Annotated in this window: 21 protein-coding genes; 10 read left to right on the top strand and 11 right to left on the bottom strand. The window is 69.4% G+C overall.

Annotated elements, in window-relative coordinates; genetic code table 11:
• Positions 1-64: 64 nt before the first annotated feature.
• The 3 genes from OG390_RS21415 to OG390_RS21405 all read left to right on the top strand — a co-directional run bounded on the left by OG390_RS21415 (position 65) and on the right by OG390_RS21405 (position 4,738).
• Positions 65-1,891 carry a PQQ-binding-like beta-propeller repeat protein gene (locus OG390_RS21415; protein ID WP_406170155.1) on the top strand — a complete coding sequence of 609 codons (1,827 nt, stop codon included), beginning with the start codon at positions 65-67 and terminating at the stop codon, positions 1,889-1,891.
• Between the two features lie 58 nt (positions 1,892-1,949).
• On the top strand, positions 1,950-3,761 hold the full coding sequence (locus tag OG390_RS21410; protein WP_406170153.1) for a PQQ-binding-like beta-propeller repeat protein: 1,812 nt from the start codon (positions 1,950-1,952) through the stop codon (positions 3,759-3,761).
• Between the two features lie 260 nt (positions 3,762-4,021).
• A complete protein-coding gene (locus tag OG390_RS21405) occupies positions 4,022-4,738 on the top strand; it encodes a LuxR C-terminal-related transcriptional regulator (RefSeq protein ID WP_406170151.1) in 717 nt (238 codons plus the stop codon).
• A gap of 137 nt (positions 4,739-4,875) precedes the next feature.
• Here OG390_RS21405 and OG390_RS21400 read toward each other — a convergent pair whose 3' ends face one another.
• The 3 genes from OG390_RS21400 to OG390_RS21390 all read right to left on the bottom strand — a co-directional run bounded on the left by OG390_RS21400 (position 4,876) and on the right by OG390_RS21390 (position 8,417).
• Positions 4,876-6,150 (bottom strand): ATP-binding protein, encoded by a 1,275-nt coding sequence (locus OG390_RS21400; RefSeq protein WP_406177781.1) that lies wholly within the window; start codon positions 6,148-6,150, stop codon positions 4,876-4,878.
• Positions 6,151-6,358: 208 nt separating this feature from the next.
• Entirely contained in the window at positions 6,359-6,673 is a 315-nt protein-coding gene (locus OG390_RS21395; protein WP_406170149.1) for a hypothetical protein, read from the bottom strand.
• 31 nt (positions 6,674-6,704) lie between these two features.
• The gene (locus OG390_RS21390) at positions 6,705-8,417 is read right to left on the bottom strand and encodes a sodium:solute symporter family protein (RefSeq protein ID WP_406170147.1); all 1,713 of its coding nucleotides are present in this window, start codon (positions 8,415-8,417) and stop codon (positions 6,705-6,707) included.
• Between the two features lie 190 nt (positions 8,418-8,607).
• On the opposite strand from OG390_RS21390, the gene galT reads away from it, so the two are divergent.
• From galT to galK, 3 genes are read left to right on the top strand one after another with little or no spacing between them, the layout of a single operon-like run.
• On the top strand, positions 8,608-9,720 hold the full coding sequence (galT, locus tag OG390_RS21385; RefSeq protein WP_406170145.1) for a galactose-1-phosphate uridylyltransferase: 1,113 nt from the start codon (positions 8,608-8,610) through the stop codon (positions 9,718-9,720).
• A complete protein-coding gene (galE, locus tag OG390_RS21380; RefSeq protein ID WP_406170143.1) occupies positions 9,717-10,682 on the top strand; it encodes a UDP-glucose 4-epimerase GalE in 966 nt (321 codons plus the stop codon). The genes galT and galE overlap by 4 nt, the downstream gene beginning before the upstream one ends.
• 3 nt (positions 10,683-10,685) lie before the next feature.
• The gene (gene galK, locus OG390_RS21375; RefSeq protein WP_406170141.1) at positions 10,686-11,828 is read left to right on the top strand and encodes a galactokinase; all 1,143 of its coding nucleotides are present in this window, start codon (positions 10,686-10,688) and stop codon (positions 11,826-11,828) included.
• 136 nt (positions 11,829-11,964) lie between these two features.
• Here galK and OG390_RS21370 read toward each other — a convergent pair whose 3' ends face one another.
• On the bottom strand, positions 11,965-12,420 hold the full coding sequence (locus OG390_RS21370; RefSeq protein ID WP_406177780.1) for a GNAT family N-acetyltransferase: 456 nt from the start codon (positions 12,418-12,420) through the stop codon (positions 11,965-11,967).
• 258 nt (positions 12,421-12,678) lie between these two features.
• Here OG390_RS21370 and OG390_RS21365 point away from each other — a divergent pair, with 258 nt between their 5' ends.
• Positions 12,679-13,449, top strand: coding sequence for a LuxR C-terminal-related transcriptional regulator (locus tag OG390_RS21365; RefSeq protein ID WP_406170139.1), 771 nt, complete (start codon positions 12,679-12,681; stop codon positions 13,447-13,449).
• Here OG390_RS21365 and tamR read toward each other — a convergent pair.
• Entirely contained in the window at positions 13,408-13,905 is a 498-nt protein-coding gene (gene tamR, locus OG390_RS21360; protein WP_399086907.1) for a MarR family transcriptional regulator TamR, read from the bottom strand. The two genes, OG390_RS21365 and tamR, sit on opposite strands and share 42 nt — an antisense overlap.
• Before the next feature lie 140 nt (positions 13,906-14,045).
• Between tamR and OG390_RS21355 the strand changes: the two genes are divergently transcribed.
• Together OG390_RS21355 and OG390_RS21350 are read left to right on the top strand one after the other, a co-directional pair.
• Positions 14,046-14,867 carry a trans-aconitate 2-methyltransferase gene (locus tag OG390_RS21355; RefSeq protein WP_406170138.1) on the top strand — a complete coding sequence of 274 codons (822 nt, stop codon included), beginning with the start codon at positions 14,046-14,048 and terminating at the stop codon, positions 14,865-14,867.
• The gene (locus tag OG390_RS21350; protein ID WP_406170136.1) at positions 14,867-15,232 is read left to right on the top strand and encodes a VOC family protein; all 366 of its coding nucleotides are present in this window, start codon (positions 14,867-14,869) and stop codon (positions 15,230-15,232) included. The genes OG390_RS21355 and OG390_RS21350 overlap by 1 nt, the downstream gene beginning before the upstream one ends.
• Here OG390_RS21350 and OG390_RS21345 read toward each other — a convergent pair.
• Positions 15,229-15,909 (bottom strand): TetR family transcriptional regulator, encoded by a 681-nt coding sequence (locus OG390_RS21345; protein WP_399086913.1) that lies wholly within the window; start codon positions 15,907-15,909, stop codon positions 15,229-15,231. The two genes, OG390_RS21350 and OG390_RS21345, sit on opposite strands and share 4 nt — an antisense overlap.
• Entirely contained in the window at positions 15,906-16,916 is a 1,011-nt protein-coding gene (locus OG390_RS21340) for an acyl-CoA desaturase (RefSeq protein WP_406170134.1), read from the bottom strand. Before OG390_RS21340 ends, OG390_RS21345 begins: the two co-directional genes overlap by 4 nt.
• Before the next feature lie 365 nt (positions 16,917-17,281).
• Here OG390_RS21340 and ppc point away from each other — a divergent pair, with 365 nt between their 5' ends.
• Entirely contained in the window at positions 17,282-20,026 is a 2,745-nt protein-coding gene (ppc, locus tag OG390_RS21335) for a phosphoenolpyruvate carboxylase (RefSeq protein ID WP_406170132.1), read from the top strand.
• A 62-nt stretch (positions 20,027-20,088) separates the two neighbouring features.
• On the opposite strand, the gene OG390_RS21330 is transcribed toward ppc, so the two are convergent.
• The 4 genes from OG390_RS21330 to OG390_RS21315 form a co-directional block, all read right to left on the bottom strand.
• Positions 20,089-20,784 carry an LPXTG cell wall anchor domain-containing protein gene (locus tag OG390_RS21330; RefSeq protein ID WP_406170130.1) on the bottom strand — a complete coding sequence of 232 codons (696 nt, stop codon included), beginning with the start codon at positions 20,782-20,784 and terminating at the stop codon, positions 20,089-20,091.
• A gap of 199 nt (positions 20,785-20,983) precedes the next feature.
• On the bottom strand, positions 20,984-21,493 hold the full coding sequence (locus OG390_RS21325; RefSeq protein ID WP_406170128.1) for a hypothetical protein: 510 nt from the start codon (positions 21,491-21,493) through the stop codon (positions 20,984-20,986).
• Positions 21,494-21,594: 101 nt separating this feature from the next.
• Entirely contained in the window at positions 21,595-22,221 is a 627-nt protein-coding gene (pth, locus tag OG390_RS21320) for an aminoacyl-tRNA hydrolase (RefSeq protein ID WP_406170126.1), read from the bottom strand.
• Between the two features lie 129 nt (positions 22,222-22,350).
• Positions 22,351-22,944 (bottom strand): 50S ribosomal protein L25/general stress protein Ctc, encoded by a 594-nt coding sequence (locus OG390_RS21315; protein WP_406170125.1) that lies wholly within the window; start codon positions 22,942-22,944, stop codon positions 22,351-22,353.
• Positions 22,945-23,136 lie beyond the last annotated feature (192 nt).

Raw genomic sequence — 23,136 nt, 5'->3', positions numbered from 1 at the left:
AGGAGCGGCGCGAGTCCAGCGCCACCGGGTGGGGCGCCACATCAGTGAAGAGGGGGAAGCGCTGATGAGTCAGCCGCCCAGTCAGCCGCCGCAGGGCGGCTTCGGAGCACCACAGGACCAGCCGCCGGCGGGTGGCCTCGGTGCGCCCCAGGACCCGCGGTCGCAGGGCGGCTTCGGCGCGCCCCCCGCCAACACGCCCCAGGGCACGCCCCCTCCGCCGGCGCAGCCGCCCCAGGCCCCCGCGCCCCCGCAGGCTCCGCCCGCCGGCCCCCCGCAGCCCGGTTACGGATACCCCCAGCAGGCCGGCCCCTACGCCCAGCCGGGCCCGTACGCACAGCCCCAGCAGTCGGGTCCGTACGGCCCGCCCGGCCCCTACGGCCAGCCGCAGCAGCCCGGTTACGGATACCCGCCCCAGGCGCAGTACCCGGGCGCGCCCGGCACCCCGCTCCCCGGCGGCGGCTCCAAGAACCCCTTCAAGGGCAGGCCCGCGGTGATCATAGGCGCCGCGGTGGCCGCGCTGCTCGTCGTCGGCGGCACCGTCTGGGCCGTCAGCAGCGGCGGTGACGACGGCAAGAAGCCGGTCGCCGACAAGAGCCCGACCTCCAAGGCCTCCGCCTCCGACGACCCGGTCAACCCCGGTGACGGCAGCGGCAACGGCGGGGAGGATCCCGAGGACCTCAACGCGGGCCGCCAGGCCGGTGAGGCGAAGGTGCTCTGGTACAAGCAGGCACCCGACGCTCCCGGTTCCGGCGCCGACGCCCCCGGTCTGTGGATCACCGACAAGTCCGCGGTGAAGGCGGCGTACAAGCAGGTCTTCGCCTACAACGTCGGGGACGGCAAGCCCACTTGGGACGCGCTGACCTTCCCCCAGAAGATCTGCGCGGTCACCCCGCAGAAGACGTCCGACGACAAGGTCTTCGTGGCGTACATGAGCGGCTCCAGCGACAGCGCCAAGTGCAACCAGCTCCAGGAGATCGACCTCGACACCGGTGCCAAGGGCTGGAGCGGGAAGGTCCCCGACGGCGACCTCTTCGACAGCACGCTCTCCGTCGAGCTGTCCATCACCGGCGACACACTGACGGTCGGCCGCTCGATGTCCGGTACGGCGTTCGATGTCGCCAGCGGCAAGAAGCTGTGGGACAAGGGGAAGTACGGCTCGGGCTGCTACCCGGCCGCGTTCGCGGGCGGCCCCAAGCTGCTGGCCGTCTCCTCCTGCGGTGTCGGCTCCGACACCGAGCACGACGAGGTGCAGGAGCTGGACCCGGCCACCGGCAAGGCCAAGTGGACCACGAAGATCCCCAAGGGCTGGCGGGTCGAGCGCGCGTACTCCGTCGATCCGGTCGTTCTCTACATGACCAATGACGACAAGAAGCGGGTGAACGTCACCACGCTGAAGAACAACGGTGACCTCCGCTCGCAGCTGGAGAGCAAGGACGCCTTCGCGCCCGAGTGCGGCTACGCCGTCCTCAACCGCGACCTGGCCGGCTGCTTCGGCACCGCCGCGGACGCCAACACCCTTTATCTGCCGACCGAGGCGAAGAGCGGCGCCAACGAGATCGTCGCGTTCAGCCTGGAGACCGGCAAGGAGAAGTGGCGCGTCAAGTCCCCGGCGGACGAGACGATGCTGCCGATGCGGATGGACGGCACGAACCTCGTCGCGTACGTCGAGCCGTCGTACGACGGCGGTGGCCAGATCGTGTCGATCCCGACGAACGGCGGCAGCCACAGGACCACGAAGCTGCTGCAGATGCCGCAGGGCACCGCGGACGTCGAGAACAGCTTCTTCTCGAAGGCGGTCGACTACGTCGACGGGCGCTTCTACATCTCCACCACCCGGCTGACGGGCAATGACGAGTCGAAGGAGAAGTTGATGCTGGCCTACGGCAAGTGACCCTCGTCCTCCTTTCGTCCAGACCCGCCATCCCTTCGTATTCCGAGGTACACACGTCATGAGTCAGCCGCCCCCGCCACCGCCGAACCAGCCCCCGCAGGGCGGCTTCGGCGCGCCCCAGGACCCGCCGCCCGGCGGTTTCGGCGCCCCGCAGGACACGCCCCCGGGCGGTTTCGGCGCCCCGACGCCCCCGCCGCCCGCGCAGGGCCCCGGCTACGGCTACCCGCAGACGCCCCCGGCTCCGCAGTCGCCCCCGCCCGCCACGCCGCAGCAGCCGTACGGCTACCCGCAGACGCCGCCCCCGGCCCAGCCCGGCTACGGCTACCCGGGCCAGCAGCCGCAGTACGGCGCGCAGCAGACGCCGTACGGCTACCCCCCGCAGCAGACCATGCCGATGCAGCCGCAGTCTGCCCAGGGCGGCGGGCGGAAGTTCAACAGTCAGCTGGTCATCATCGTGGCGGCTGTGGTCGCCGTAGCGCTGATCATCGGCGGCGGGGTCTGGTACGCCAACTCCTCCGGCAAGGACGACGGCAAGAACAACTCGTCCGGTACGAGCGGCGGCACCGGCGGCAAGGACGGCGGCAAGACCAGCGGTTCCAACGGCAAGGAGAAGGTGCCGTCCAACACCACCTCCAAGTTGCTGTTCCAGGTGCCCGCGCCCGCCGTGAAGGACGACAGCAGCGTGACCACCGTCGGCTCCTGGCTCACCGACAAGGTGTACGCCAAGAGCGGCAATGCCGAGATCAACGGCTACGACCCCGACTCGGGCGCCAAGCTCTGGACGATCAAGCTCCCCGGCCCGGTGTGCCAGGCCAGCCGCCACAGCACCGAGTTCAACCGGACGGCGATCATCTACGAGCCCGCCATGCCGACCAAGGCGGAGCCGTCGCACGGCTGCAGCCAGCTCGCGGCCCTCGACCTCGACATCGGCAAGAAGCTGTGGACCAAGACGGTCAAGTCCGGTGACCAGCTGGTCAGCCTCGACAACGTCACGGTGAGCGCGAACACGGTCGCCGCGGGCAGCACCAGCGGCGGCGCCGCGTTCGACATCTCCAGCGGCAAGCAACTGTGGGCGCCGAAGCCGACGGACAGGTGCTACGACTCCGGATACGGCGGCGGCGACAAGCTGGTCGCGGTCCGCAAGTGCGGTGAGTACGGCAGCACCCGTCAGCTGCACATCCAGACCATCGACCCGAAGTCCGGGAAGGTGCTCTCGGAGTACAAGATGTCGCCCGGCATCGAGTACGCGAGCGTCGTGTCGACCAACCCGCTGGTCGTCGCCGCAGACGTCGGCGACTCCGCCGGCGACGGCAGCGGCATCTCGGACTTCTTCTCCATCGACAACAAGACCGGCAAGCTGCGTGCGAAGATCTCGGCGCCCGGCAAGACGTACGCCGCCCGGTGCGACGGGATCACCAGGATCGAGTACTGCTCCTCGCTCGCCGTCGGCAACGACAAGCTCTACATCCCGACCGAGGAGCACGACGGCACCGGCGAGTACAGCCAGACCAACGAGATCGTCGCCTTCGACCTGGCCACCGGAAAGCAGACCGGCCAGCGCGCGGACGCGGGTGACGGCTACACCATCACCCCGCTGCGTATGGATGGCGGCAACATCCTGGCGTACAAGCGTCCGCCGTACGACAAGGGCGGGCAGATCGTCACCATCGACGGCACCTCGTTCAAGGAGACCAAGCTCCTGGAGAACCCGGCGACCGAGGCGGTCCGCGACGCGGAGACCAGCATGCTCCCGGAGTACGCCGAGATCCTCTACAAGGACGGTCACTTGTACATGTCCGCGGTCTACGCCCACAAGCTCTCTGCCTCGGACGACAAGGAGTACCTGGCGATCGCCTTCGGCACGCGCTGATCGCGCACGGCGCTCAGCAGGTGAACGCGCCGTTGTGAACGACCCCGCCCCTGGTGCAGGATCCCTGCTCAGGGGCGGGGTCGTTCGCGTACCCCTCATCACTCCCGAAAGGGAGGGATTTTGATATTCCGGGGCACTTCTCTCCAGTAGGGGAAGCGCAACGTCGAACAAGCGTGTAGCTTCCGGGGGATGGAGAGCCGGGGGGCTCCTAATCCACGGGGAACCAGTGGGGATGCTTGGGGGGACTGGGGGGTTGCCTGATGGGAGTGCGGCTCATGGTGGTCGACGACCACCGACTGCTCGCCGAGGCGTTGGCCTCGGCCTTGAAGCTGCGGGGGCACCGGGTGCTCGCCGCGGCGGCGCCCGCCGCGGGAGCGGCGGAGCTGGTGATCACACGGGCACCCGAGGTGTGCCTGATCGGCACGGCGACACCGGCCGAGCCGGGGATCTTCGACCCGGTGGTGAAGATCAAACGGGAGCGCCCGCAGGTGGCGGTCCTTGTCCTCGGCCCGGTACCGAACCCGCGTGGCATCGCGGCAGCCTTCGCCGCCGGCGCCTCGGGCTACGTACGCCATGACGAACGCATAGAGGGCGTCGAGCGCGCGATCATGAAGGCGAGGGCGGGCGAGGCGGCGGTCGCCCCGCAGCTGTTGCAGGGCGCCTTCAGCGAACTCCTCAACCCCGCCGCCCAGCCGGACGACGAGGGCCAACGCCTGCTCCAGATGCTCACCCCGAGAGAGGTCGAGGTTCTGGTCCGGGTGGCGGACGGCGAGGACACGCGCCTCATCGCCGCCGGGATGGGGATCGCTCCGTCGACGGCCCGGACCCATGTCCAGCGGGTGCTGATGAAGCTGGGGGTGGGGTCGCGGTTGGAGGCGGCGGCACTGGCGGCGCGGACGGGGTTGCTGGAACGGGCGGGGCCGGTGCCGGCGTCGTCCGGGGGTACGGAGGATGCAGCGGGCTCTGATCCTTATTGAGGTCGGTCGAAACCGGCGAAGCAGACGGCGGGCAGGTTTTCGTCGGCGTGCTCCCGGGCGGCTCGACCGAGGCGGTCGAGCCGCCCGGGAGAATCCGTGCTCGACCGAGGCGGTCGAGCGCTGGGGAGAATCCGGCATCACATGCGCACGTGGTGCTCGATGTCTTCTCCGAACTCGGTGAGCGCCTGGGCGGTGAGGGAGGGACGGGTGTCGGCGATGGCGGCGAGGTAGTCCTCGGTGTCGGCCGGTGCGCCCTCGCGGCCGGTGACTTCGCGTTCGAAGGCGGCTTGGGAACCCTTGCGGGCGGCGAACTCGATGTCGGCGGGGGTGAACATCTCGCTGGCCTCCACCAGCCGGTGCAGCTCGACCCCGCCGGCGGGACCCAAGTAGCGCCGCCAGATCGCTTCCCGGGCGACCGGATCGGGGGGACCGACCGGGATGACGTAGTCGAACCGGCCCGGGCGCAGGAACGCCGGATCCAGGGAGCGGACGGAGTTGGTGGCGCAGATCAGCAGACGGTCGTCGTGGTCACGGAATCCGGGGATCAGCTTGAGCAGTTCGTTGGTGACGCCGTGGCCGGGGTCGACGGCCACGCCGGACCTGACGCCGGCGATTTCCTCGACTTCGTCGATGAACAGGACAACGGTCTCCAGGCCGGCCAGATCGGTGAACGTCTCCCGCAGCGAGGTGGCCAGGCCCCCGGCTCCCGCGGCGAGCCGGGAGGGGAAGAGCTCCACGAACGGCCACTCCAACCGGGAGGCGACGGCCTTCGCGAAGCTGGTCTTGCCGGTGCCCGGCGGGCCGAAGAGGACGACCGCCTTCGGCGGCCTGACCCCGTATCGGTCGGCCAGCGCGGGCTCGGCCAGCGGCAGCACGATCCGTCGCTCGATGGCTTCCTTCTCCCGCTCCATCCCCGCGAGGGAGCCCCAGAGTCCCTTGGGCTGGACTCGCCCGCCGAGCTCGGCGAGGAGACCGGCGTCGCTCGCACCGAGATGCTCGACCTTCTCGTAGAAGATCAGCCTGTCGCGGGTCCGGTAGCCGGAGTTCTCCAGGGCCGCGGTTCCGGTGGCCCCCGGAGCCAGTAGCGCGCCGATCCGGCGTATCCCCTGGGTGCGCAGGCGCCGCTCGAGCTCGGCGATCAGGGCGCTGCCGATCCCACGGCTGCGCCAGTTCCCCGCGAGCGCCACCAGCGTGATCCAGGCCCGGTCGCCCTGGGCCTGCGCCACCGCCATGCCCACCAGATCGTCACCGACCACCGCGACCACCGCGGGCCCGCCGGTCCGGGCCGTGGCCATGACCTCGGAGACGGGGAACACGGGAGGCGAATCGTGGGTCTGCCGGTCCTGGTCCCAGATCTGGATGGCGCGGTCGAGATCGTCGTCGCGGAAGTCCCGCAGTCGCCACGTCGGCATCATCGCCACCTCGTCGGCAGGTCACCACCACCCTTGCCGACGCCGTGGCCGCGGGCTGCCTGGCGAGCGGCGCCCACGCTCCCGCTCTTGTCATTCTCCGCGCAGATCAGACGGGGGGCGACCGGGCGGCCCGGTCGAGGCTCCGAGCAGCCCGCACAGCCGTACGGGGCCGGAATCCCCTGCGAGACGCCGGCCCCGTACGCGGACGTTACTGCGGCGCCCCCTCGTCCTCGGACACCGGCGGCAGTGGCGGCGCAAGTGGCCGCAGCCACAGCCACAGCAGGAAGAGCACGCCCAGGGCCAGCATGCCGAGCCCCGTCCAGAGGTTGATGTTGACGCCACCGGCCTTGGCGAGGTTGGCGTCGGAGACGGTGATGCCGGCGATCGTGACGATGATGCCGTAGATCACGAACAGGCCGCCGATCATGAGGCGGATGTCGAAGAGGCGGGTCGCGGTCGCGGACTTCTGCTCCAGATCGGTGACCTCGCGCTGGACGTCGCGATCCGAGTAATGGTCGGACATGGTTTCTTAAGCCTCCCTCGTCGCAACGAGATCAGAACGAGAACGGGATGTAGCAGGCGGCCGCCAGGATCAACGCGCCCCAGCCCAGCAGGGCCGGCTTGCGGTACCAGGCGTCGTCGCCGACGGCGGGCGGCTCGGCCATGCCGGGGGAGCGGGTCCCGTAGACGAGGCCCTGGAGGTCCTCCTCCGGCTTGGGGGCGGTGAAGAACGAGACCGTCACCATGACCACCGCACCGGCCACGAAGCCCGCGATCGCCGAGACGAAGTTGGCGCCCTGGTCGGAGGGGATGCCGATGATGCCCTGCTTGTAGATGACGAAGTAATTGATCATCGCCGCGGTCGTCCCGGCCAGCAGGCCCCAGAAGCCCGACTTCACCGACGCGCGCTTCCAGAACATGCCGACGATGAAGACCACGAACATCGGCACGTTGAAGAAGGAGAACAGTGTCTGCAGGTAGCTCATGATGTTCGAGAAGGACGACGCCAGGAACGCCGTGCCCATCGAGGCCAGCACTCCGATCACCGTGATCAGACGGCCGAAGCGGACGTAGTAGGTGTCCTCCCGTCCCCTGACCACGTACTTCGCCCAGATGTCCGTCGTGAAGACCGTGTTGAAGGACGAGACGTTGGCCGCCATGCCCGCCATGAAGGCCGCGAGGAGCCCCGTCACCGCGATGCCGAGAACGCCGTTCGGCAACAGCTCCTGCATCAGATAGGGGATCGCGTCGTTGTACTGCAGGTCCGAGCCGCTCGTGCCGATCTTCGGGACCAGGACGGCCGCCACCAGGCCCGGGATCATCACCAGGAAGACGATGAAGATCTTCGGGTACGCGGCGATCAGCGGGGTGCGCTGGGCCGCGGAGAGGTTCTTGGCCGACAGCGCGCGCTGGACCTCGGCGAAGTTCGTCGTCCAGTAGCCGAAGGACAGGACGAAGCCCAGGCCGAGCACGATGGTCAGCCAGTTGGCGCCCAGTGGGTTGTCGTGGCCGATGCCCGTGCCGCCCCAGGCGGTCGTGAAGTCGGCGCCGTGGGTCTTGTCGAGGGAGTTCGTCAGGCCGTCCCAGCCGCCCACCCGCTTCAGGCCGAGCGCGGCGATCGGGATCAGCGCGGCGAGGATGACGAAGAACTGCAGGACTTCGTTGTAGATGGCGGAGGACAGGCCGCCGAGCGTGATGTACGCCAGGACGAAGAGTCCGGCCACCACGATCGCCACCCACTGCGGCCAGCCGAGCAGCGCCTCGACGACGATCGCGAGCGAGTAGAGATTGACGCCGGCGATCAGGATGGCGGCGCAGGCGAACAGGATCGAACTCAGCAGGTGCGCCCATTTGTCGAAGCGCAGCAGCAGGAACTCGGGGACCGAGCGGACCTTGGAACCGTAGTAGAAGGGCATCATCACCAGGCCGAGGAAGACCATGGCGGGGATGGCGCCGATCCAGTACCAGTGCACGGTGTAGACGCCGTACTGCGCGCTGTTGGCGGCCATGCCCAGGATCTCGGTGGCGCCCAGGTTGGCGGAGATGAACGCGAGCCCGGTGACCCACGCGGGCAGTGAGCGCCCGGAGAGGAAGAAGTCGAGGCTCGTCTTCACCGAGCGGCGGGCGGCGAAACCGATGCCGAGCACGGCGACGAAGTAGATCGCCAGGATCGTGTAGTCGAGGCCATTGGTGGGGAGCCGGAGTCCGGCGGCGAGGTGGATGCCTGGTTCGGTGAGGAATGTGGGGGATTGTGTGGGGGGCTGCATAAGAACTCGCTTCGTCTCGCTTCGTTGCGCGAACTGATCAAGAGCGGAACCTACGCCTCCATGTTCAAGAAATGGACACTTCTGGTGGTGTCCTTTGTTTGATTGTGATGTTGACGCAGGTGGTGATTCGTGGTTTGTTGTGTTCGGTTCTGTTTGATGGTTTGAATGGGTGCGGATGGGGAGTCCGACTGTGAAGAAGACCTCGACCCGGCTCGCCGACGGTCGTGAGCTCATCTACTACGACTCGCGCGACGACGTGGTGCGCGACGCGGTGGACCGGCGCCCGCTCGATCCGACCGTCACCACTTCGGAGGTACGCCGCGACCCGCTGCTCGGCGATTCGGTCGCGATCGCCTCGCACCGCCAGGGCCGTACGTACCACCCGCCGGCGAACGAATGCCCCCTGTGCCCCTCCTCCGGCGACCGGCTGAGCGAGATCCCCGACTCCTCGTACGACGTCGTGGTCTTCGAGAACCGATTCCCCTCCCTGGCCGGCGACTCCGGCCGCTGCGAGGTCGTCTGCTTCACCTCCGACCACGACGCGTCCTTCGCCGACCTCACGGAGGATCAGGCGCGGCTGGTGCTGGAGGCGTGGACGGACCGGACCGCCGAGCTGTCCCACCTCCCCTCCGTCGAACAGGTCTTCTGCTTCGAGAACCGCGGCCCCGAGATCGGTGTGACCCTCGGCCACCCGCACGGACAGATCTACGGCTATCCCTTCACCACCCCGCGCACCGCGCTGATGCTGCGTTCACTGGCAGCTCACAAGGAGGCGACCGGCGGGGAGAACCTCTTCGACGAGGTCGTCGCCCGCGAGATCGCGGACGGCTCCCGGGTCGTCCTGTCGAGTGACCACTGGGTGGCCTTCGTGCCGTACGCGGCGCACTGGCCGTACGAGGTCCACCTCTACCCGCGGCGCCGCGTGCCCGACCTGCTCGGCCTCGACGAGGGCGCGCGCACAGAGTTCCCCCAGGTCTATCTGGAACTCTTGAGGCGCTTCGACCGGATCTTCGATGGGCGGGGTGGAGGGAAAGAAGGGGCGCCGGGTGGAGGGAAGGAAGGGGCGGGCGAGCCTCCGACGCCGTACATCGCCGCCTGGCACCAGGCACCCTTCGGCGCACTGGAGGAGTTCGAGGGCGTCCACCGTGACGATTTCGCGCTTCACCTTGAGCTTTTCACCATTCGACGTACTTCCGGCAAGCTGAAGTTCCTCGCGGGTTCCGAGTCCGGCATGAGCGTGTTCATCAACGACGTGCCGCCGGAGACCGCGGCCGAGCGACTGCGAGAGGTAGCGAGTTCATGAGTGGGAAGTACCTGGTCACCGGTGGCGCGGGCTATGTGGGCAGCGTGGTCGCGCAGCACCTGATCGAGGCAGGCCACGAGGTCGTCGTACTGGACAACCTCTCGACGGGCTTCCGAGAGGGCGTACCGGCGGGTGCTTCGTTCGTGGAAGGCGACATCCGGGACGCGGCCAAGTGGCTGGACTCCTCGTTCGACGCCGTGCTCCACTTCGCCGCGTTCTCGCAGGTCGGCGAGTCGGTCATGAAGCCCGAGAAGTACTGGGACAACAACGTCGGCGGCACGATGGCGCTGCTCGCCGCGATGCGCGAGGCGGGCGTCCGCAAGCTGGTCTTCTCCTCCACGGCGGCGACGTACGGCGAACCGGAGAAGACCCCGATCGTCGAGTCGGCGCCCACCAGGCCCACCAACCCCTACGGCGCCTCGAAGCTCGCCGTCGACCACATGATCACCGGCGAGGCGGCGGCGCACGGACTGGGCGCGGTGTCGCTGCGCTACTTCAACGTGGCGGGCGCGTACGGGGCGTGCGGAGAGCGCCACGACCCCGAGTCGCATCTGATCCCCCTGGTCCTCCAGGTCGCGCAGGGCCGCCGCGACGCGATCTCGGTCTACGGCGACGACTACCCGACGCCGGACGGCACCTGCATCCGTGACTACATCCACGTCGCGGACCTGGCGGAAGCCCACCTGCTGGCGTTGAAGGCGGCCACTCCGGCCGAACACCTGATCTGCAACCTCGGCAACGGCAACGGGTTCTCCGTCCGCGAGGTCATCGAGACGGTGCGACAGGTGACCGGGCACCCGATCCCCGAGGCCGTGGCCCCGCGCCGCGGCGGCGACCCGGCTGTGTTGGTGGCTTCCGCGGCCACGGCCCGGGAGCGGCTCGGCTGGAACCCGTCCCGTGCGGATCTCGCGGGGATCGTCGCGGACGCGTGGGAGTTCGCACAGAACGTAGCGAAGGGATAGCAAGTGGGGGTACGTGAGGGCTTCGAGGAGCTGTACGGGACGGCTCCCGAGGGCGTCTGGGCCGCGCCGGGCCGGGTCAACCTGATCGGCGAGTACACGGACTTCAACGAGGGGTTCGTGATGCCGCTCGCCCTGCCGCACACCGCGGTGGCGGCGGTGTCGCGCCGCTCGGACGGCGTCCTGCGCATCCACTCGGCGGACATCGAGGGGCCGATCGTCGAGCTGCACGTGGACGCGCTGGAGCCACGGACGAACACCAGCTGGGCCGCGTACCCGGCGGGCGTCGTCTGGGTCCTGCGCGAGGCGGGGCACGCGATCACCGGCGCGGACATCCACCTGGCCTCGACGGTGCCGACCGGCGCGGGCCTGTCGTCGTCGGCGGCACTGGAGGTCGTCACCGTCCTGGCGCTCAACGACCTCTTCGAACTGGGGCTGGCACGCCCGGAGCTGGCGAAGCTCGCCCAGCGCGCCGAGAACGACTTCGTCGGCGTCCCCTGCGGCGTGATGGACCAGACGGCGTCCGCGTGCTGCGACGAGGGGCACGCCCTGCACCTCGACTGCCGCGACCTGTCGATCCGTCAGATCCCGTTCGACCTGCCCGCCCACGGCCTGGAGCTCCTGGTCGTGGACACCCGTGTGAAGCACGCGCTGGGCGACGGGGCGTACGCGGAGCGGCGGGAGGGGTGCGAGGAGGGGGCGCGACAGCTGGGCGTCTCCCATCTCCGTGACGTCGCGTACGAGGAGTTGGACGCGGCGCTGGCCCGCCTCTCCGACGAGCGCGTACGCCGCTACGTCCGCCATGTCGTCTCCGACGACCAGCGCGTGGAGCGGGTCGTCACGCTGCTGGACGCCGGCGATGTCCGGGCCATCGGCCCCGTCCTCACCGACGGCCACGCATCCCTGCGGGACGACCTGCGGATCTCCTGCCCGGAGTTGGACCTGGTCGTCGACACCGCCACTTCCTCCGGTGCCCTCGGCGCCCGGATGACCGGCGGCGGCTTCGGTGGCTCGGCGATCGTCCTGGTCGAGTCCGCGGACGCCGACACGGTCACCAAGGCGGTGGAGGAGGCATTCGCCGCGGCGGGCTTCACGGCTCCCCGGGTGTTCCCGGCGGTACCGTCAGCGGGGGCCCGCCGTCTGGCCTGAAGGTCTTTCGCCGTACACGCAGTTCCCCGCGCCCTTTCAGGGGCGCGGGGAACTGCGCATTCTTTTGGCGGGGGTCCGGGGGCGCAGCCCCCGGATACGGGACGGGTAGGGGCGGAGGGGGCGAGAACCCCTTTGCTCAGCCCAAGCGCTTCGTCAGCGTGTACTCCGTGATCCCCGGCGGGTAATCGGGAATCACGCACACCACCTCGTACCCCCGCTTCTTGTAGAAATCGGGGGCCTGGAAGTCCCAGGTCTCCAGGCGCGCGTTGCGGCAGCCGCGTTCGGCGGTGGCCATGTGCTCGGCCTCGGCCAGGAGACGGGAGCCGAGGCCCGAGCCTCGGTGGATGCCGTCGACCCACAGGTAGGTCACGTGGAGCCACGTCGTCCAGGTGTGGCCGACGAGGCCGCCGGCGAGGGCGCCGGTGGAGTCCAAGGCCCAGACATGGAGCGGAAGTTCGCGTTCATCCGGGGTTCCGCGCAGGGCGCGGAGGACCGGAGACGCCGCGGTGTTGGTGTCGCGCAGGCGCCGGCGGAGCAGATCGCGCCGTTCTCTGTCGTCTCCTGTCTCAATACGAAACATACGGCTCACCATAAACGCGCTGGCCAACCAGTTCTGCAAATTACCTTCCGCTCCCGGCCCCCGGCCTTACCCTGATGAACAGCGCCGGTGGGGGCCGGTGCTGATCAGGGGGCGAGACAGTCGGGTACGACGCCCGAAGTGGGGGTAGCAGTTCCAGCACGGCGGCGGCCGTGCGGCTGTGGCACCTTGCTTTCCGAGTCGTCAGCGGGCTCGGGATCACTTCGGGCGCCGTGCCCGCACCGGCCGTCCCCCGACAGTGGGGGTTTCAGAGTGGTTCGCATCCGAGTACTGGTCGTCGACGACCATCGCATCTTCGCCGAGTCGCTCGCTGCCGCCCTCGCGGCCGAGCCCGACGTCGACGTGTCCGCAGCGGGCAGCGGTCCCGCCGCGCTGCGCTGCCTGGAGCGCGCGGCGGCGGAAGGCCGCCGGTTCGATGTGCTGCTCGTCGACGCGGACCTGGGCGGCAGTCTGCCCGGCATGCGTCCGGCGGCCGTGCCCGTCCAGGAGAGCAATGAGGACGGGCTGGTGGACGGGATCTCGCTCGTCGCCGGTGTCCGTTCAGGCCAGCCGAGCGTACGGACCGTCGTGCTGGCCGAGAAGGACGACCCGCGCAGGGCCGCGCTCGCCTTGCAGGCCGGGGCCTCCGGGTGGGTTGCCAAGGACTGTTCGCTGTCGCGGCTGCTCACCGTCATACGTGGCGTGTTGCGGGACGAGACCCACCTTCCGCCCGCCCTTCTCACCGGCGTGCTGCGCGAGTTGACCGCCGCGCGCAAGCACCGCACCGAGAGCGAGCGGCTCGTCGAGTCGCTCACGCCCCGGGAGCGGGAAGTGCTGCGGTGCATGGTCGCCGGGCTGGGCAGGAAGGCCGTCGCCGAGCGGTTGTTCCTGTCGCCGCACACCGTCCGTACGCATATGCAGAACGTGCTCGGGAAGTTGGGCGTGCACTCGACTCTCGCCGCCGTGGCGCTTGCCCGCCGTGCCGGGGTCGGACCCGTCGACCTAGCCGGGGATATTGTCGAACGGGGCGGTCAACTGGCGTAGCAGGCCCGCCAGTTCGGCGCGTTGTGCCCTGCTGAGCTCCGCCAGGATCGCGCGCTCCTGTTCGAGGAGGCCCGCCAGTGCCTGGTCGGCGCGGTCACGGCCCTCGTCCGTCAGGCGTACGAGCACGCCCCTGCGGTCGCTCGGGTCGGGGAGGCGCTCCACCAGGCCCTTCTTCGTCAGCCGGTCGATGCGGTTCGTCATCGTGCCCGAGGTGACGAGTGTCTGGGTGAGCAGTTGGCCGGGCGAGAGCTGATACGGGGATCCCGCGCGCCTGAGCGCGGTCAGGACGTCGAACTCCCAGGGCTCCAGGCTGTGCTCGGAGAACGCCAGGCGGCGGGCACGGTCCAGATGCCGGGCCAGTCTGCTCACCCGGCTGAGCACTTCCAGTGGTTCCACGTCGAGGTCCGGGCGCTCCCGGCGCCACGCAGCGACCAGCCGATCGACCTCGTCCTCCATGACGATCAGTGTAATGGTTGTGTCGACATGAAGTCTCTTGATATAGAGTATCTTGAGATCAAGATAATTCTCGCGGCAGCTCGATCAGCTCTCGAGACAGTCCTCAAGATGGTTTCCCTGCTTTTCAGGAGGCCCCACCCATGTCAGCCGCCACCACCCCCGCCTGGGACCCGAGCCAGTACCTGCGTCACGCGGAGCACCGCGCCCGCCCCTTCGCCGACCTCCTCGCCCGCGTCCCGGCGCCGCCCCGCGACCCTGCCCGCATCGCCGACCTCGGCTGCGGCCCCGGCAACGTCACCACCCAGCTCGCCGAGCGCTGGCCCACCGCGCACATCACCGGCTACGACAACTCCCCGGAGATGCTCGCCAGGACCAAGGAGTACGCCGGTCCCACGGCCGGCGGCGGCCGGCTCGACTTCGCTCACGCCGACCTCACGCGCTGGGCGCCCCCGGAGACGTACGACCTGATCGTCTCGAACGCGGCGCTCCAGTGGGTGCCGGGGCATCTGGAGTCCTTCCCGGCCTGGCTCGACGCGCTCGCCCCCGGCGGTACCTTCGCCTTCCAGATCCCCAACAACATCGACGCGCCGCTGCACGCCCTGATGCGCGAACTCGCGGCCACCGCCCGCTGGAAGGACCTGCTCGACGGCGTCCTGCGTCATGAGGACTCGGTCCACGATCCGCTGGTCTACCTGGACCGGCTGGCCCGGCTCGGCTGCGAGGCGGACGTCTGGGAGACGACGTACATGCAGCTGCTGCCGGGCGAGGACCCGGTGCTGGACTGGGCGAAGGGTACGGGGCTGCGACCCGCCCTCACGGCCCTCGCGGACGACCCGGAGGCCCGGGACGCCTTCGTGGGTGAATACCGGGACCTGCTGCGCGACGCCTATCCGACGGAGCCGTACGGCACGGTGCTCCCCTTCCGCCGGCTGTTCGCCGTGGCCGGGAAGGCCGCCGCCTGATGCTCGTCGCCGTCGACCATGTGCAGCTCGCCGCGCCGCCGGGGTCCGAGGACCGGCTGCGCGCGTATTACGTCGATGTCCTCGGGATGACCGAGATGGCCAAACCGCCCGTTCTCGCCGCCCGCGGAGGCTGCTGGTTCCGGGCGGGGGCCGTGCAGCTGCACCTGGGGATCGAGGATCACTTCCGGGCCGCCAAGAAGGCGCACCCAGGGCTGCGGGTTCGGGACATCGAGGCGTACGCCGAACGCCTCGCGGCCCATCACGCGCCCGTCACCTGGGACGACGGCCTCCCCGGCCATCGGCGCTTCTACTCGGAGGACCCCGTCGGCAACCGCCTGGAGTTCCTGGAGCCCATGCAGTCCTAGGACTTGCGATGGCCTATCAGCCGCGGCTTCGGCTCCAGGCCGTCCAGGCCGTGCCAGGCGAGGTTCACCAGATGGGCGGCGACCTCGGCCTTGCGGGGCTTGCGGACGTCGAGCCACCACTGGCCCGTCAGGGCGACCATGCCGACCAGGGCCTGCGCGTACAGCGGGGCGAGCTTCGGGTCGAAGCCGCGGCTCTTGAATTCGCGGCCCAGGATGTCCTCCACCTGGGTGGCGATGTCGGAGATGAGCGAGGCGAAGGAGCCCGTCGACTGGGGGATGGGGGAGTCGCGGACCAGGATGCGGAAGCCGTCCGTGTACTCCTCGATGTAGTCCAGGAGGGCGAACGCGGCCTGCTCGCAGAGCTCACGGGGGTGCCCTGCGGTCAGCGAACCCGTCACCATGTCCAGCAGGCGGCGCATCTCGCGGTCCACCACCACCGCGTACAGGCCCTCCTTGCCGCCGAAGTGCTCGTACACCACCGGCTTGGAGACCCCGGCCTTCGCCGCGATCTCCTCCACCGACGTGCCCTCGAAGCCCTTGGCCGCGAACAGGGTGCGGCCGATCTCCAGCAGCTGCTGACGGCGCTCGGCACCGGTCATGCGGGTGCGGCGCGCGCGCCGCGGCTTCTCATTGCTGCTCGAGGTGCTGCTGGAGTCGGTCGCCACGCTGTCAATCATGCCGCTTCGGGGGTTTCCGTCTTGCGTCGGGAGCCGGTCCCGTCGGTATTGCGGCGGGAATCGATACGCGAGCGTGACGGCCAGCGCACGTCGTACGCCCAGCCGAGCTGCTCGCACCAGCGGATGATCCGGGCCGAGGAGTCCAGCTGGCCGCGCTCCACGCCGTGCCGCGCGGAGGTCGGGTCGGCGTGGTGCAGGTTGTGCCAGGACTCGCCGCAGGAGAGCACGGCCAGCCACCACACGTTGCCCGAACGGTCACGCGACTTGAAGGGGCGCTTGCCCACCGCGTGGCAGATCGAGTTGATCGACCAGGTCACATGGTGCAGCAGGCCCACCCGGACGAGTGAGCCCCAGAAGAAACCGGTGAAGGCGCCCCACCACGACATCGTCGCCAGGCCGCCGATCAGCGGCGGAAGGGCCAGGGAGAGCATGGTCCAGTAGATGAACTGACGCGAGATCGCGCGGATCGCCGGGTCCTTGATCAGATCCGGCGCGTACTTGTCCTGCGGGGTCTGCTCCTCGTCGAACATCCAGGCGATGTGCGCCCACCACAGGCCCTTCACCAGCGCCGGAACCGTCTCGCCGAAGCGCCAGGGCGAATGCGGGTCACCCTCGGCGTCGGAGAACTTGTGGTGCTTGCGGTGGTCGGCGACCCAGCGCACGAGGGGCCCCTCCACCGCCATCGAACCGGCGATCGCCAGCGCGATCCGCAGCGGGCGTTTCGCCTTGAAGGAACCGTGCGTGAAGTAGCGGTGGAAGCCGATCGTGATGCCGTGGCAGCCCAGGTAGTAGAAGAAGACCAGCAGGCCGAGATCCAGCCAGCTCACCCCCCAGCCCCAGGCCAGAGGCACCGCCGCGACCAGCGCGAGGAACGGGACGGTGATGAAGAGCAGAAGCGTGATCTGTTCGAGTGACCGCTTCTGCTCGCCGCCCAGCGTGGCGGAGGGGAGCGGGGTGTCGTTGTTCGCCTGCGGGGCGTCGTCGATCACATCGGAGCTCGTGGTCATGGGCGTCCCCTGTGGGGTTCGAGGGTGAAGACAGATGTCCGGGGAGAGGGTTGAGCCAGAAGTCCGGGGTACGGATCTCAGGGTCCTCCCGTTATCTGACGAGAGTACCTACGCTTCCGTAACCTACGGCGTCGTAAGTATGGCAGCGCGTAGCCCGTCGGCAAGAGCCCGTGAGCCTGCGCGTCCACATGGACACCTATCCTTGGAGTCGGTCGGACAGCGCGGTCCGTTCTGATTTCTTCCCGGATGCCACGTCCCTAAGCGGCACCCGCCGTGCGGTCGCCACCCGGGTTCCCTCCCAGACGAGCTTCAGACGAGCTTCCACACTCTTCGGACGAGCTTCAACACTGCAAGGAGCCGCACCTGTGAGCAGTGCCGACGACCAGAACACCATGACCAGCAGCGAGCTGCGCGCCGACATCCGCCGCCTCGGCGATCTGCTCGGCGAGACCCTCGTCCGGCAGGAAGGCCCGGAACTGCTGGAACTGGTCGAGAAGGTCCGCCGACTGACCCGTGAGGACGGCGAGGCCGCCGCCGAGCTGCTGCGTGGCACGGAGCTGGAGACCGCGGCCAAGCTGGTCCGCGCCTTCTCGACGTACTTCCATCTGGCGAACGTGACCGAGCAGGTGCACCGCGGCCGCGAGCTGCGCGCCAAGCGCGCCGCGGAGGGCGGCCTGCTCTCCCGCACGGCCGACCGGCTCAAGGACGCCGACCCCGAACACCTGCGCGAGACGGTCAAGAACCTCAATGTCCGTCCGGTGTTCACGGCTCACCCGACGGAGGCCGCGCGCCGTTCGGTCCTGAACAAGCTGCGCCGTATCGCCGCGCTGCTGGAGACCCCGGTCATCGAGGCCGACCGCCGCCGGTACGACACCCGGCTGGCGGAGAACATCGACCTGGTGTGGCAGACCGACGAGCTGCGTGTGGTGCGTCCGGAGCCTGCGGACGAGGCCCGCAACGCCATCTACTACCTGGACGAGCTGCACGCCGGCGCGGTCGGCGACGTGTTGGAGGATCTGACGGCGGAGCTGGAGCGCGTCGGCGTCCAGGTTCCGGACGAGACGCGACCGCTGACCTTCGGCACCTGGATCGGCGGTGACCGGGACGGCAACCCGAACGTCACCCCCGATGTCACCTGGGATGTGCTGATCCTGCAGCACGAGCACGGCATCAACGACGCGCTGGAGCTGATCGACGAGCTGCGGGGCTTCCTGTCGAACTCGATCCGCTACACGGGTGCGACGGAGGAACTGCTGGACTCGTTGCGGACGGATCTGGAGCGGCTGCCGGAGATCAGCCCGCGTTACAAGCGGCTGAACGCGGAGGAGCCCTACCGGCTGAAGGCGACCTGCATCCGGCAGAAGCTGGAGAACACCAAGCAGCGCCTGGCCCAGGGCACCGCGCACGAGGACGGGCGGGACTACCTGGGCACGGCCGAGCTGCTGCGGGATCTGACGCTGATCCAGACCTCGCTGCGCGAGCATCGTGGCGCACTGTTCGCGGACGGCCGGATGAACCGGACGATCCGCACGCTGGCCGCGTTCGGTCTGCAGCTGGCGACCATGGACGTACGCGAGCACGCGGACGCCCACCATCACGCGCTCGGCCAGCTCTTCGACCGCCTCGGTGAGGAGTCCTGGCGTTACGTCGACATGCCCCGCGACTACCGTGCCAAGCTCCTCGCCAAGGAGCTGCGGTCCCGGCGACCCCTCGCCCCCACTCCCGCGCCGCTCGACGCCGCAGGTCACAAGACCCTTGGCGTGTTCGGGACGGTCAAGAAGGCGTTGGAGATCTTCGGGCCGGAGGTGATCGAGTCGTACATCATCTCGATGTGCCAGGGCGCCGACGATGTGTTCGCGGCGGCGGTCCTCGCCCGTGAGGCGGGGCTTTTGGACCTGCACGCGGGCTGGGCGAAGATCGGCATCGTGCCGCTGCTGGAGACCACCGACGAGCTGAAGGCCGCCGACACCATCCTGGAGGACATGCTCTCCGACCCCTCCTACCGGCGTCTGGTCGCGCTGCGCGGCGACGTCCAGGAGGTCATGCTGGGCTACTCCGACTCCTCCAAGTTCGGCGGCATCACCACCTCGCAGTGGGAGATCCACCGCGCCCAGCGCCGACTGCGCGACGTCGCCCACCGCTACGGCGTACGCCTTCGCCTGTTCCACGGCCGCGGCGGCACCGTCGGCCGCGGCGGCGGCCCCTCGCACGACGCGATCCTCGCCCAGCCCTGGGGCACCCTGGAGGGCGAGATCAAGGTGACCGAGCAGGGCGAGGTCATCTCCGACAAGTATCTGGTGCCCTCGCTCGCGAGGGAGAACCTGGAACTGACGGTCGCCGCCACCCTGCAGGCCTCCGCCCTGCACACCGCGCCCCGCCAGTCGGACGAGGCGCTGGCCCGCTGGGACGCCGCGATGGACGTCGTCTCGGACGCCGCGCACGCCGCGTACCGCAGGCTGGTCGAGGACCCCGACCTGCCCGCGTACTTCTTCGCCGCCACCCCCGTCGACCAGCTCGCCGACCTGCACCTCGGGTCGCGGCCCTCCCGTCGCCCCGACAGCGGGGCCGGGCTGGACGGGCTGCGGGCGATCCCGTGGGTGTTCGGCTGGACCCAGTCCCGGCAGATCGTGCCCGGCTGGTTCGGCGTCGGCTCCGGGCTCAAGGCGCTGCGCGAGGCGGGCCTGCGGCAGGAAGGGGACACCGTGCTCGACGAGATGCACGGCCAGTGGCACTTCTTCCGCAACTTCCTGTCCAACGTCGAGATGACGCTGGCCAAGACCGACCTGCGGATCGCCCGCCACTACGTCGACACGCTGGTGCCGGACGAGCTGAAGCACGTGTTCGCCACCATCGAGGCCGAGCACGAGCTGACGGTCCGCGAGGTGCTCCGCATCACCGGCGGCGAGAAGCTGCTGGACACCAACCCGGTCCTGCAGCAGACCTTCGCCATCCGCGACGCCTACCTGGACCCGATCTCCTACCTCCAGGTGGCCCTCCTCAAGCGCCAGCGCGACGAGGCGGCCGCCGGCGCGGAGGCGGACCCGCTGCTGTCGCGGGCGCTGCTCCTGACGGTGAACGGTGTGGCGGCGGGGCTGCGCAACACCGGTTGATCTTGAGGGAATTGGCGGTGCCCCCGTGGTCGTACGAGCACGGGGGCACCGCTTTTCGCATGTCAGGCGTTGTTCGCCTTGCGGCGGCGGATCACCAGGTAGCCGCCCGCCGCGACGAGCGCGGCCGCCGCGGCCGAGAGGGCGCCGACGGGTGCGCTGCTGCCGGTCTCGGCGAGGTCGCCGCCGCCCTGCGCGGACGGGGAGGAGGACGCCGACGGGGCCGCCTCGGCGCTTTCACCGGAGGCGGGCGACGAGGCGGGCGAGGTGGGGGACGCGCTCGCTCCGGCCGTGCTCGACGGGGAGGCGGACGAAGACGGCGTGGAGCCGCCCTCCTGCTCGTCCGTGCAGTCGGTCCAGAAGACCTTGTGCTTGGCCGCGCCCTTCTCGCCGTCGAAGTTCCAGAACAGCTTGTAATGGCCGTCGGGCAGCGACAGGTCGTTCGTGCGGCCGTGGCCCTCGGCGTCCAGCGTGAGCGCGCCGGACTTCACGGTCTCGCCCTTGGTCGCGGCGGTCGGGGCCCAGGCCTCGATGTGCCAGTCGACCTGCTGGACGCCGTCGAAGCCGAAGGCGTCGAGGTAGAAGGTGCAGACATGCGGCTCGTTCTTGCGGAGCTCCTCGCCGGTGGTGGCGTCGTGGATCTTTACGGTGCCGTTGTCGCCAGGGCCATCGGCATTCTGGGTGGCGTGGGCCGAGGGGGCGATGAGCAGTACGGCGGATGCGCCGGCGACGAGAGCGCCGGCGCGAGTGAGGCTACGCATGGGCAGTCCATCTTCGAGAGGAGAAACGGAAGACGTGGAGGGGGCGGCTCAGCTTCCTGTTCCGCTGACCATCGGTCAAGCGGAAGAAAATCCCTCCTGAGCCATGTGTCATGTATCGCCCCAATAGTCACGGATAACAATCAGGGAACGCACAGATCTTCCATGGATATGAAGGCGATCTCCGACCGGGATCCGCAGATCAGAGCGCCAGGAACGTGACCGTCAGCTGAGCGATCCCCAGCCCCGCCATCACCCACGCCACGCGTGTGAGGCGCAGGCCGCCCGCGACCACCACCGAGGCGAGCAGCAGGGCGCCTCCGAGGGGCACCCAGGCGTAGAGGAGCCCGGCCGGGCCGCTGCGGACGACGTCGCTGCTGCCGGGTTTCACCGTGACCGTGTACGTCTGGCCCTTCTTCACCGCCACCGACTGCTCGATGGTGACGCGGGCCCGTGCCTTCGAACCCGCCGATGTCGGCGTGTACGGCCCCGTGCAGCGCTCGCCCGAGCACGCCTTCACGGTCATCGTGCCCTGCTCCCGGCCCTTGCCCAGCATCACGTGCTGGGCGGTGCCCCAGGAGGCCCAGACGCCCGCGATCAGGATCAGTCCCGCGACCGCACCCATTGCCGCGAGCCGTCCGAACCGCAGGGCCGCGTGGGTGCTCTGACGGGAGCCTCGACTTGCGGTGACGGCAGGCATGGCCGGGATCATTGGCCATGGCCGTGCGCTCGGTCAACTCCCGTGGGGCCCGGTGGGCGGACAAGTCGGCAGTTGTGCGCGTACTTCGACCGGCTGCGAGTTGTGCGCGCCGCCTACGAGTTGTACGTGCTCTGCGCTCGCTCCAGGCCCTCGATCACGAGGCACTCCGCGGCGTCCGCCGCGCGGTCCACGAAGTAGTCCAGCTCCTTGCGCTCCGCCGACGCGAAGTCCTTCAGTACGAAGTCGGCGACCTGCATCCGGCCCGGAGGGCGCCCGATGCCGAACCGCACCCGGTGGTAGTCCGGACCCATCGCCTTCGTCATCGACTTCAGCCCGTTGTGGCCGTTGTCGCCGCCGCCGAGCTTGAGCCGCAGCACGCCGTAGTCGATGTCCAGTTCGTCGTGGACGGCGACGATGTTCGCCACCGGCACCTTGTAGAAGTCCCGCAGCGCGTTCACCGGGCCGCCGGACAGGTTCATGTACGACATCGGCTTGGCCAGGATCACCCGGCGGTTCGCCGGACCGGGCGGGCCGATGCGCCCCTCGATCACCTGCGCCTGCGCCTTCCCGGCCCGCTTGAACTTCCCGCCGATCCGTTCCGCCAGCAGGTCGGCGACCATGAAGCCCACGTTGTGCCGGTTCATGGCGTACTCGGGGCCGGGGTTGCCGAGGCCCACGATCAGCCAGGGGGCGTTGGCGTCGGTCGTCACGTCCGCTTCTCCTTCATGCCAGACCTTCATACGAGGCTCGTACGACGCTCTGCTCGTACGACGCACTGCCCGTACGGCGCTTTGCTCGTACGACGCTTTATACGCGTCAGCCGCCGCTCCCTCGCGGAGCGGCGGCTGACGGACGGGAATCCGGGAGGATCAGGCCTCGGCGGCCTCGGTCTCGCCCTCGGCACCCTCGGCGGCCGGCTCCTCGGCCTGGGCGGACAGGACCTGCAGCACGACGGCGTCCTCGTCGATGGCCAGCGTGGTGCCCGCGGGGAGCGGGATGTCCTTGGCGTGGACGGAGGCACCGGCCTCGAGGCCCTCGACGGAGACGGTGACCGACTCGGGGATGTGCGTGGCCTCGGCCTCGACGGTCAGGGTGTTGAGCACGTGCTCCAGCAGGTTGCCACCGGCGGCCAGCTCGCCCTCGGTCTGGACCGGGATCTCGACGGTGACCTTCTCGCCGCGCTTCACGAGGATCAGGTCGACGTGCACGAGGTAGCCCTTGATCGCGTCACGCTGGACGGCCTTCGGGATCGCCAGCTCGGTCTTGCCCTCGATGTCCAGGGAGAGCAGGACGTTCGGGGTGCGCAGCGCGAGGAGCAGGTCGTGGCCCGGGAGCGTCACGTGGACCGGCTCGGCACCGTGGCCGTAGACAACGCCGGGAACCTGGTTCTCGCGGCGGATGCGGCGGGCGGCGCCCTTGCCGAACTCGGTGCGGGTCTGGGCGGCGAGCTTGACCTCGGACATGTTCACTCCTCGTAGATCTTGGCGATTGCGATCCCCCGCTCGAACGAAGTCGAGAGCTTGGGGGAGGTCACCCGGCCATATGAATCGGCCTGCTACGAAGAGCGCGTCGATAACGGATCGCCGTATCCGCCTTGAAGCGGTACGGCCTCCCTCGCCGAGCAACTGTGACAGCTTACGCGGCAGGGAGGCCGT

Source organism: Streptomyces sp. NBC_00996 (genome assembly GCF_045162675.1).
GTDB lineage: Bacteria > Actinomycetota > Actinomycetes > Streptomycetales > Streptomycetaceae > Streptomyces.
The sequence above is the reverse complement of the archived record's forward strand: the minus strand, read 5'-3'. Positions and strand labels throughout refer to the sequence as shown.

Bases quoted from the DNA above. Each gene is read 5' to 3' on its own strand.
- OG390_RS21415 (WP_406170155.1), top strand. From the start codon at position 65: ATGAGTCAGCCGCCCAGTCAGCCGCCGCAGGGCGGCTTCGGAGCACCA.
- OG390_RS21410 (WP_406170153.1), top strand. From the start codon at position 1,950: ATGAGTCAGCCGCCCCCGCCACCGCCGAACCAGCCCCCGCAGGGCGGC.
- OG390_RS21405 (WP_406170151.1), top strand. From the start codon at position 4,022: ATGGGAGTGCGGCTCATGGTGGTCGACGACCACCGACTGCTCGCCGAG.
- OG390_RS21400 (WP_406177781.1), bottom strand. From the start codon at position 6,150: ATGCCGACGTGGCGACTGCGGGACTTCCGCGACGACGATCTCGACCGC.
- OG390_RS21395 (WP_406170149.1), bottom strand. From the start codon at position 6,673: ATGTCCGACCATTACTCGGATCGCGACGTCCAGCGCGAGGTCACCGAT.
- OG390_RS21390 (WP_406170147.1), bottom strand. From the start codon at position 8,417: ATGCAGCCCCCCACACAATCCCCCACATTCCTCACCGAACCAGGCATC.
- galE (WP_406170143.1), top strand. From the start codon at position 9,717: ATGAGTGGGAAGTACCTGGTCACCGGTGGCGCGGGCTATGTGGGCAGC.
- OG390_RS21370 (WP_406177780.1), bottom strand. From the start codon at position 12,420: ATGGTGAGCCGTATGTTTCGTATTGAGACAGGAGACGACAGAGAACGG.
- tamR (WP_399086907.1), bottom strand. From the start codon at position 13,905: ATGGAGGACGAGGTCGATCGGCTGGTCGCTGCGTGGCGCCGGGAGCGC.
- OG390_RS21355 (WP_406170138.1), top strand. From the start codon at position 14,046: ATGTCAGCCGCCACCACCCCCGCCTGGGACCCGAGCCAGTACCTGCGT.
- OG390_RS21350 (WP_406170136.1), top strand. From the start codon at position 14,867: ATGCTCGTCGCCGTCGACCATGTGCAGCTCGCCGCGCCGCCGGGGTCC.
- OG390_RS21345 (WP_399086913.1), bottom strand. From the start codon at position 15,909: ATGATTGACAGCGTGGCGACCGACTCCAGCAGCACCTCGAGCAGCAAT.
- OG390_RS21340 (WP_406170134.1), bottom strand. From the start codon at position 16,916: ATGACCACGAGCTCCGATGTGATCGACGACGCCCCGCAGGCGAACAAC.
- OG390_RS21330 (WP_406170130.1), bottom strand. From the start codon at position 20,784: ATGCGTAGCCTCACTCGCGCCGGCGCTCTCGTCGCCGGCGCATCCGCC.
- OG390_RS21325 (WP_406170128.1), bottom strand. From the start codon at position 21,493: ATGATCCCGGCCATGCCTGCCGTCACCGCAAGTCGAGGCTCCCGTCAG.
- pth (WP_406170126.1), bottom strand. From the start codon at position 22,221: ATGAAGGTCTGGCATGAAGGAGAAGCGGACGTGACGACCGACGCCAAC.
- OG390_RS21315 (WP_406170125.1), bottom strand. From the start codon at position 22,944: ATGTCCGAGGTCAAGCTCGCCGCCCAGACCCGCACCGAGTTCGGCAAG.